Origin of the sequence: Bradyrhizobium campsiandrae (assembly GCF_014529705.1) — a bacterium.
Classification (GTDB): Bacteria; Pseudomonadota; Alphaproteobacteria; order Rhizobiales; family Xanthobacteraceae; genus Bradyrhizobium; species Bradyrhizobium campsiandrae.
Genome location: NZ_JAANIH010000124.1, coordinates 1 through 8629 on the forward strand (window position 1 = coordinate 1; position 8629 = coordinate 8629).

Annotated in this window: 8 protein-coding genes and 1 pseudogene; 4 read left to right on the plus strand and 5 right to left on the minus strand. The window is 61.1% G+C overall.

Going from position 1 to position 8629, the window contains the following annotated elements; genetic code table 11:
- Positions 1-61 precede the first annotated feature (61 nt).
- Positions 62-364: a DUF736 domain-containing protein gene (locus G8O24_RS41845; protein ID WP_100951628.1), complete on the plus strand. Its 303-nt coding sequence runs from the start codon at positions 62-64 to the stop codon at positions 362-364.
- A 136-nt stretch (positions 365-500) separates the two neighbouring features.
- Here the strand turns inward: G8O24_RS41845 and G8O24_RS41850 are convergent.
- Positions 501-650 (minus strand): annotated as a pseudogene (locus tag G8O24_RS41850) (DUF736 family protein); the annotation flags it as partial.
- A 711-nt stretch (positions 651-1361) separates the two neighbouring features.
- Entirely contained in the window at positions 1362-1544 is a 183-nt protein-coding gene (locus G8O24_RS41855) for a zinc ribbon domain-containing protein (RefSeq protein WP_188108319.1), read from the minus strand.
- A gap of 148 nt (positions 1545-1692) precedes the next feature.
- Here G8O24_RS41855 and G8O24_RS41860 point away from each other — a divergent pair, with 148 nt between their 5' ends.
- Entirely contained in the window at positions 1693-1893 is a 201-nt protein-coding gene (locus G8O24_RS41860; RefSeq protein WP_050631691.1) for a hypothetical protein, read from the plus strand.
- A 241-nt stretch (positions 1894-2134) separates the two neighbouring features.
- Here G8O24_RS41860 and repC read toward each other — a convergent pair whose 3' ends face one another.
- From repC to repA, 3 genes are all read right to left on the minus strand, one after another.
- A complete protein-coding gene (gene repC, locus G8O24_RS41865; protein WP_188108320.1) occupies positions 2135-3352 on the minus strand; it encodes a plasmid replication protein RepC in 1218 nt (405 codons plus the stop codon).
- A 251-nt stretch (positions 3353-3603) separates the two neighbouring features.
- Positions 3604-4602 carry a plasmid partitioning protein RepB gene (gene repB / locus G8O24_RS41870; protein ID WP_188108321.1) on the minus strand — a complete coding sequence of 333 codons (999 nt, stop codon included), beginning with the start codon at positions 4600-4602 and terminating at the stop codon, positions 3604-3606.
- On the minus strand, positions 4602-5822 hold the full coding sequence (gene repA / locus G8O24_RS41875; RefSeq protein WP_188108324.1) for a plasmid partitioning protein RepA: 1221 nt from the start codon (positions 5820-5822) through the stop codon (positions 4602-4604). The genes repB and repA overlap by 1 nt, the downstream gene beginning before the upstream one ends.
- A 1635-nt stretch (positions 5823-7457) precedes the next feature.
- On the opposite strand from repA, the gene G8O24_RS41880 reads away from it, so the two are divergent.
- Positions 7458-7703, plus strand: coding sequence for a type II toxin-antitoxin system VapB family antitoxin (locus G8O24_RS41880; protein ID WP_188108322.1), 246 nt, complete (start codon positions 7458-7460; stop codon positions 7701-7703).
- Positions 7703-8098, plus strand: a complete 396-nt coding sequence (locus tag G8O24_RS41885; protein ID WP_188108323.1) for a type II toxin-antitoxin system VapC family toxin — start codon at positions 7703-7705, stop codon at positions 8096-8098. Before G8O24_RS41880 ends, G8O24_RS41885 begins: the two co-directional genes overlap by 1 nt.
- Positions 8099-8629 lie beyond the last annotated feature (531 nt).

The window sequence follows — 8629 nt, forward strand, 5'->3', positions numbered from 1 at the left end:
GCTTTCGATCGCCACAAGGCCGCGATGGTCGCGGGCTTGAACACAGCACAGGAGATCCACCATGTCCCAGATCGGTTCGTTCACCCGCAGCAACGATGGCACCTACACCGGCACCATCAAGACGCTCGCGATCGATGCCAAGGCCCGCATCGTCCCCAGCGATCCCGCCTCCACCAGCGACAAGGCGCCAGACCTGCGCGTGATCGTCTCAGGCGTCGAGATCGGTGCCGCCTGGCGCCGGACTTCGAAGGACAATCGCTCCTACCACTCGGTCAAGCTCGACGATCCGTCCTTCACGGCGCCCATCTACGCCAACCTCTTCGAAGGCGACGATGGCGAGTGTGCGCTGATCTGGTCGCGCTGACCTACACCGCGGCGTCTCGCAAACACGCGAGGCGCCGCGGACAGCGCCCCGTCATTATGCGGAGCGACACAGCGGCAAAGCCCTTGAAAACCGCGGCCACCAGCCAACGACTCCGCATAATCCCGCGCTACGCATAATCGACGTTGCCTGAGTAGATGCGGAAGTGCGGTCCCTTGTCGGAAGGGTTCTCGACGCGGATCAGCTTGGCCTTGACGTTGAGGTTGAGCGTCTTGATCGCGCCGGAGAAGCCATTGCCGGTGGAGGTGAAGGTGCCGATGGTAGCCATTGTCTCATTCCTTTGGTTTTCTCGGGCCGCGCCTATCGCGACCTCGATGGCGGTCGTGAGACCGGAGGCGATCGACCTGCACCCGGAGGGCCGAAATGAAATGGAGGGCGGCCGGCAGCGACTTTCTTGAACCGCGAGGAATGGCGCGCAGCGCCAGGGGAAGAAAGTCGAGGACGGGCGTTGCAGGGACAAGATCGAGAGCCCGCAAAGCGGGATCGGCCTTCGGTCAGACCAGCCTCTATCGAGGACGCAGATGGGTGCGCCCGTCGCGAAACACTTGGAATGAAGACGGACGGCACTATGTGCCATTCGGATATCAAGGCAACGAGCGTCGCAGCGAAACGTCGTTCACCATAAGCAGGCCACCTAAGCGCCGGGTCATCACCTACTAGGGAAACTATCGCTGTCAGCAACGTCGGCGCACCTGTCGAAGTGGCCGTCGCAAGATCGATAACGAGGCCGCCGACGTTCTCGTCATGCGGATGCAATCCGGTCCTCCGCATCCATGCGAGCAACACGCGCTGCGAGGCGTGAAAGAGATGCTAGCGTCACTGGACGTGTCGGCCGCCGAATCCGGGGCGCTTCCGCCGGCACGCGCGATGGAACGAAGCAGCTCGGCTTGCGGGTTGCAACGCCACAGCATTGGTGCGGGTTGTGAGCACGATCGACGTCAACAGCGATCGGCTGCCGGGCCCGATTTCGGTTCGAACGTTACTTGGCCGGCGGCCGCAGCGGGCTTTCCGCCCATTTCCGGGCAGCGGGATCGCGCAGCGGATCGTCTTCGCAGGCCAGACAGACGTAGCGCGGCCGGCCCGGCGCGACGCCGTCGGGCACAGCTGTCATCGGCTTCCCGCACTTCGGGCACAGCTTCCGGCTCAGGTAGAGCGGAGTCATGGTTTTTCCCTGCCGCGATCAGCCTAGTTCCCGGTGCACCGCGAGCACAAGTGGATCGCCAAAAGTTGTCTTCATTCATCAGACCGCTTGACGTGAAGGGCGTCTCGCTTTGATATCCGGTTTTCAGTGATGTTGCGGGCGTGGCGTCGTGGAAGATTTTTACAGGGGCTTCGCGCAGCGGGCTCGCGATCTGGCCGAGAACGCGGACCCGTTCACCAAGCGGCGGCTGCTCGACCTGGCCCAACGCTACGACCTGAAGAGCAGACCAGGATCACCCGGCGGACGGTCCATCCCGCCGCCGCGCGCAACGCCACCGACGGTGCTGTTCGCCGGCTCCGGCGAGTCCTAGCGAAAAGGTCGCAGTGCAGATCGTGGGCTGCTTCACCGCCACATCGTGGGCGCGCCGATAGTCTATGTTCTGGCACTCCCCGTCTCCTTCCTTCACATCGCACCGCCTCCCGCGCCCTCCGGCAGCGGCATCGCTTCTATCGAGCCATCGAACACTTCAATCACGCCCGCAGTGCAGTTCGCGTCCCGCCGTTCCGGAGACGCCGTCGCCAGTCGCAGGGCGTCGGAACGCCCGCTCGCGGCTAGGAAACCTGTTTATCATTCGCAGTCTTTTGCTTCTTCCAGAGCGCCATGATCTGCGGTCCGATGGAATAATTGCCGGCCCTAGCTTTCGCCGTAAGACCCCGCAGGTATCCGCCCGGGCTTTTGACTTCCGCCGAGCGTTGCAGGATCGCGGCGACCGTAACCGCTGCATCGCCCTCCCCCATCGCGTCCACGGCGTCTTCCCAGGCGCTCGGGCTGACCCCCAGCGCCGATCGAACAACCGCGGCCGTCGCGATGAATTCGGGCCAGCTTCCGATTCCTGTCCGCGAGTACATCGCGATGTCGGGGCAAGCCTTGAGGATCAGCCCCAACGGGAATCCCGTCGTCTGTTGGCTCCTCCTCTCCGGCACCGGTTGGGTTTCACTGATCGGTCCCCCGCCTGCTCGGGAGGCTGGTTCAAGTTCAGTAAAGGGGTCTGGATTTGAATTCTGATAGTGCGCGCCAGAATGGCTGTCATTGCCGTCCGTTTTCTGTGCAGAGAGATGAGAATCCAACAGCTTGCCCGCCTCTGCGGCGAGACGCTCAAGGCTTTCGGCAAGAGGTTCGAGGAGGCCTAGCCCGACCACTCGCGGCAAGCGACCACTGAGGCCGGCGAAGCGCCTCCGGACATCCCCCCAGTCGCCCTGGGCCCCCTCCTCCGCTGCGACGGCAATCATCTTGGCTATATCCCGCCGGAGTATCGAGACACGCTCCCGCGCCAAGGCAATGGTGCGACGCTCGATCCTCACCTCGTCGGCCAGACGATCGAACTCCTCGGCCCGCGCCACGATCGGCGTCAGGTCGAACCCGAACGCCTGCTCGATCGTGCCATCGCCAGATCGCCGAGCGTATCGCTTTCCGTTGGGGCTATCGCGGCGGATGATGAGTCCCGCGTTGACCAGCGCGAACAGATGCCGGCGGAGCGTGGTCCCCGCCATGCCGTGCGTGCGCTCGCTCAGAGACGCGTTCGAGGGAAAGACAACGAGGTTGCCAGGGGTGAGAGCCGTCTCCGGTAGACACGTCAGCAAGCCGTTGAGCACGGTCAACGCACGATCCGAGATATCGAGCCGCTCCCTCGCATCGGTGATCGCGCGGAAGATCTTCCACTTGTGAACTACTCTGTCTTCAGGGCATGCCTTCGCGGCCGCTTGGCTCGCCATCATGGCAAGCGTCAGCGTCCGCCGCCCGAAGGGCGTCGTTGGGTGACTGTCGGTCATGTTCTTCGCCTTTCCAGGCAAAGAAAAAGCGCTCGGCGAATCGATACCGCAGCAAATACGCTTGACTGGGATTCGCGTCCGTGATTCTCTAAGGCTGCTTACACGTTAGAGAAGGCTTCCGGGCGGAGACGTTTCGGGGGCCTTTTTCTTTGCGTTCTACTCCTCTGTTGAAAATCGATACGCCTACTGATCGCGCGGCAAGCCTTCTTTGCTGGCCGCGCCATGTTCTGCAGGAGCCTCGGGAAGCGCGCTTACGCAGTTCCCTTAAGGTACTCCACGTAGAGTTCACCTAGCCGCCCTACGACGAATTCGCCGAAGCCCGGGGCGACTTTCTCGTTTACCGCGAGGGTGGTCTTTTCCGTTTTGCGGTCGATCGAGGCGACTGCCTTGCCGTCGGCCGATGTCCAAGACTCGGGTTCCGTTCGCTGCGGCTTAGGCGCAAGCGCTGCGCAAACGGCAAGGAAGCGCGCATCCGAATCTTTACTGCGAAAGGCCTGGCTCGAGATCAGCTCTGCCAACTCGCCGATTGCGTCCCTCCCCTGGAGCAAGGCTTCGAGCTCCATCCAGCGTCTCCGGCCAGTTTTCGGGGCGGGGCCGATAGCCTCGATCAATGCACTCGGAATGGCGCGGCCGACCGAGATCAGGCGGGAGAGTTCGGTCTTGTCGACGCTGAGGGCGGATCCGATTGTCTCGCGCTTGAACTCGCGGTCCTCGAGAGCGACGGCGTAGATTGCCCTCTCGATGAACGAAAGATCCTTCCGTTCGCCGTTCTCCTTGCCTTGCGCCACCACGAGCTCTTCGTCGGTCATCTTCCTGATGACCGCACGAACCGGCCTTCCGAGCGCCTTCAGCGCCCTCACCCGGCGATGACCGTAAGCCGTCTGGTAGCGGGCCGGCTGACTCGGATGAGGACGCAGTAGAACGGGAACGAGCTGGCCGTTGGCGGAGATCGATTGGACCAGAGCCTCATGCTCCTCGTCCGTACCAGGCATCCGGTCGGGCACGATCGATGCGTCGATCAACGAGGGATCGATTTCGAGCACTGTCTCGCCATTGGCGAACCGATCGGCCAGCGCTCTCGCCGCTTCGCTCTCGGCCGTCAGTCGCTCAAGCGATCGGCCCATGGCTCCGACAACGCCACGCCCGCCGAGGGTCGGCTGAGGTGCCCTCCTCTCCTCCGCCGGCAGCGCGCTCGGAGCAGCCTGCGTGGCATCGCTCAGCAGATCGCTGAGTAGGTTTTTGCGTCCCATCAGGTTCTCCCCCAGGCCGCTTGCATGAGATTCTGGATCTCCCCATTGACGCCGTCGAGCGACTCCATCGCGCGATCGTAGGTCGATCGCGTGAACTGTTCGCGTGGCACCTCGTAGAGGGTTTGCTTGGTGATGCCGGCGTCGCTGATCGCGGTGCTTTTCAGCATCATGTTTGTGATCATGCGATCGCCGAAAAGCGATCTCATGAAGCCGACCATCTGCGCCTGGGGACCGTCGCCGGGTTCGTAGCGGGTGACGAGATATCTCATCCAATCGTAGTTCATGTTGCCGCCGGCTTTCGCGACGACTTCCAGCAAGTCCGACGTCATCAGGAGAAACTGCGACATCGACATCACGTCCAGCATCTGGGGATGCACCGGGATAAGGACCGCGGTCGCAGCGCATAGCGCCGACAGCGTGAGAAATCCCAGCTGGGGCGGACAATCAATGACCACGGCGTCGTAATTCGACTCCACCGACCCGAGCACCGTCGCCACCCTTGCGAAAAAGAGTGGATCTCCGGACTGCCGCTGGGCCAGAGCCTTGGGCGTCTCGTGCTCGAATTCCATCAGTTCGATGTTCGCTGGCACGATGTCCAGGAGCGGGAAGTAGGTCCGCCGGATGATGTCGCTCAGTTCGCGGCGGCTGTCGTCGTAGCGGATGGCACCATACAAGGTGCCGTTCTCTTCGACGTCGAATTCGGGCTGGTATCCATGCAGGGCCGACAAGGACGCCTGAGGATCGAGGTCGACGGCAAGAACGCGATATCCCTGCAAGGCGAGGTGCTGGGCCAAGTGTGCCGCGCTGGTGGTCTTGCCACTACCGCCCTTGAAGTTGACGACGGCTATGACTTGCAGATGCTCCCCTTCCCCGCGCGTCGGCAAATATCGGCGCGAGGCCTTTCCGGTCTCGTCGAGATAAGTCCGAAGGGCCTGGATGTCGTCCAAGGAATAGAGACGCCGGCCGGCCGGGCCGATCTCGGGATCGGGCCCCTTCTTCTCGAGCGACAACTGCCGCAAATAGGAGTCGTTCACGCCGATGAACTTGGCCGCTTCGCCGGACGAGAATCGACGTAAGGTTTTGGCGGCCTTCGGCGGGAAGAGTTTCAGCCTGTGGGCGACAAGCTTTGCGGACAGCTCGCGAGCGTCCGCAGCGATCAGTTCATGGATCGCGCGAGGCTCATTTAACGCCGAATGATCGGCGACAGTTTGTTCGGTCAAAGACACGGCGGCATCTCGTGGTTACGACATTTTGCCGAAAACTCTACATTCGGCGTTAGTAACTCCGATTCTGTATCGCTCGGCAATGAAGAAAGGGTTAACGAGACATTAAGGCGGGACGGCGCTGGCTAGGCCAACGAACCAGTCGTGCAAAGGCCGAGCTCTGCGTGCATCGCGATTCATCGAGGCAGCGACAATGCGGTCGCGAAGCGGTCCCCTGCTCGGCGGAGTTCGCCCGCAATCACCCTCACCTGTCTGATAAGTGGCGTCGGACAGACTGCTCGACGTCGAACTCCTCAAGCACCGCAGCAGTCGTTCGTCGCCATCGGCTACAACATCGCGACTCCCTAGCCGCCAAACATCCTGCCGTGGAAGACCCTCTACGTTCAGAAATCCATGGCTGGCGCCATGAACATTCTTCCACCTAACGATGGGCTGTTGCCAGCTCAATGCAGTCTTTGTCTGGGATAGAAAATCTTGAAGCGCGAGCGATGGAAGTTCTCGGCCCGTGACGAGCTGAAGGAGCTTACGATCACAAAAGGAGAGCCCTTCTCTCTAGGACTTCCGAGCGACACACCGGGCGTCGCCAACTTTCTTCGCGGGCTGAGCCGGCTTTGGTCCTTTCGAGCCACGCTACTCCCCGCATCGTCTGCATCAATCGCAAGACGATGCCCCATGTCGGCATCGAGCCAGCGCAGAACCTCATCGCCATCAAAGATCGGCCCGACCAGAGAGGGGTGCCTATCGATCTAGTCTCGCGCCAGCCGGACACTGGATGACGGCCGCGAGCCGAACCCCTTCCTGGGCGTATTTCCGAGGTCCTAATTCGGACTACCCAAGCGAACTCTCACATCTTCGGCCTGCCCGCGGCCCATGCGCCCCATTAGAGTCGAATTCCAAAAGGATTTCAGCGGAAAGGCCGGCCAGGCTCTTACCAGACGTGCCCGCCGCAGCTGTGATCGAACATGTTCGCGAGACTAATCTCGGAGTTTACGATTTTCGGTCGGGCCAGGCCTGCTGGTCAAAGAAACCTTGCCCCCCAAGATTGTCGAGTTTGGCGAACCGGATCGGATGTGGAGGGCTCCATCAAGGTCTGGCCCCTTCTTCCAGCCGCCTTTTTCTAGAGCGAGGGACCGCATGATGTAGTGCGTTGGGAAAGTTGACCGCGGTCAACTTTCCCAACGTACCGAAGGCCGGACTTCCCTCGTAATCCTATGCGGGAAGTCAGCGCCTCCTCCAGTGTGCGAACCCTACCTGGCGCGAGCATTTTTAGGTATCATAACACCTATTCGTCCCCTTTGCGCTTCCGAACTCCAAAAGTTGACCGCGGTCAACAAGCTGAGAAATTCTGAGCATCAGCGCGCGCCTCGCATCCCAGGGGCAGGCTCTCCTTTGGAGCGAAGATTCATTCCGCGTCCTAGGGGGCCTGGTCCGATTCAGCGAATCTCGAGGTCGCACGACCATGGCGCTTACCAGCGTACTGGTCCGAAGGAAAGTTAAGGGCGGAGGAACTTCAATCGACGTTAACCATCAGATGCCGATAGCCACCCGCGAGGAGACGATTGGGGTTGGCCTTCAAGTGGTGTATCCGGCGTGCTATATAAGGATACACAGCGGCGGATAGAGGAGCGTCCGATGGCTTTCCATATCAAGAATCCCGAGACCGACGCGCTGGCCCGCAGGGTCGCCGCGCTCAAGAAGATCGGACTCACCGAGGCCGTGCATACGGCGCTTGCCCACGAGTTGGAGCTCGAGCAGGGCAAGCCGTCCCTGGTCGATCTGGGCGTACAGTTCTGTCGCGATCTCCGGGCCAGGAGCAATCCGCAAAAGGGCAAGCCCGTAGACAAGGCGTTCCGCGACAGCCTTTACGGGGACGATTGATGTTTATCGATGCCTCGGCGCTGACCGCCATGCTGACCGACGAAAATGAAGCGCGGGAGCTGTTGGCGCGCCTTCATCAAGCGGCTACGCGCCTGACCTCGCCGCTGGCAGTGTGGGAGGCTGCGATTGCCGTAGCCCGAGTGCTTGATCTTCCCATCGCTGAGGCTAGCGAAGCAGTGGAGAGTTATCTGGCGCTGATGGAGATCAAGATGGTGCAAGTGCCACCCGAAACGGCCCGGATAGCGCTCGACGCCTTTGACCGTTACGGCAAGGGGCGGCACCCGGCACGCCTCAATTTCGGGGACTGTTTTGCCTATGCCTGCGCTCGCCACTTAGGGGAGCCTTTGATGTTCAAAGGCACCGATTTCCCGCAGACAGACATCGAAGCTGCATGATGCCGTCGGAGCAGGAGTGCTCAGGGACAGGTAGGTCGGGAGATACAACTCCTGGCCGACGATCGGCCGGCGATTGGAAGGGCAGGGGCCTTCCGAAGAAGGCAGGACTGTCTCAAACCACCAAAATCGATGGCTGCACGCGACCCTGTCGGATGGCGCAACTGGCTGGGGTCAGCGCTTGATTTCAGGCCCTGGGCCGCGGAAGCCACTGACTTTGTGTTCTGACGTCCAATCTTGTCGATAAGAGAGGCTAGCAAGACAACAGAAAGCGGCTGTCGCTATGACGGAATCTATCTGCCTGATAGATTCCGTTTCAACCGCACTTATTAAGGTTATCAAGCCCTTGCTCTTCGGCTACAAAACGCCAGATCCGTTGCCCTGGGCCGCTATTGCTGGCCCGCTTGTGTCGCTTTCCGTTACCGATTTCAATTTGCAACGCTTAGCGGAAAATTGCCACCCGTTTTTCTGCCAGCGATTTCAGCGGGGTCTGACAACACCCTGATCTATCTGGCTTTCAAGGCCCAGCTCCCG

Excerpts from the sequence above, each read along its gene's own strand:
- G8O24_RS41845 (WP_100951628.1), top strand. The coding sequence starts at position 62 with ATGTCCCAGATCGGTTCGTTCACCCGCAGCAACGATGGCACCTACACC.
- G8O24_RS41855 (WP_188108319.1), bottom strand. The coding sequence starts at position 1,544 with ATGACTCCGCTCTACCTGAGCCGGAAGCTGTGCCCGAAGTGCGGGAAG.
- repC (WP_188108320.1), bottom strand. The coding sequence starts at position 3,352 with ATGACCGACAGTCACCCAACGACGCCCTTCGGGCGGCGGACGCTGACG.
- repB (WP_188108321.1), bottom strand. The coding sequence starts at position 4,602 with ATGGGACGCAAAAACCTACTCAGCGATCTGCTGAGCGATGCCACGCAG.
- G8O24_RS41880 (WP_188108322.1), top strand. The coding sequence starts at position 7,458 with ATGGCTTTCCATATCAAGAATCCCGAGACCGACGCGCTGGCCCGCAGG.
- G8O24_RS41885 (WP_188108323.1), top strand. The coding sequence starts at position 7,703 with ATGTTTATCGATGCCTCGGCGCTGACCGCCATGCTGACCGACGAAAAT.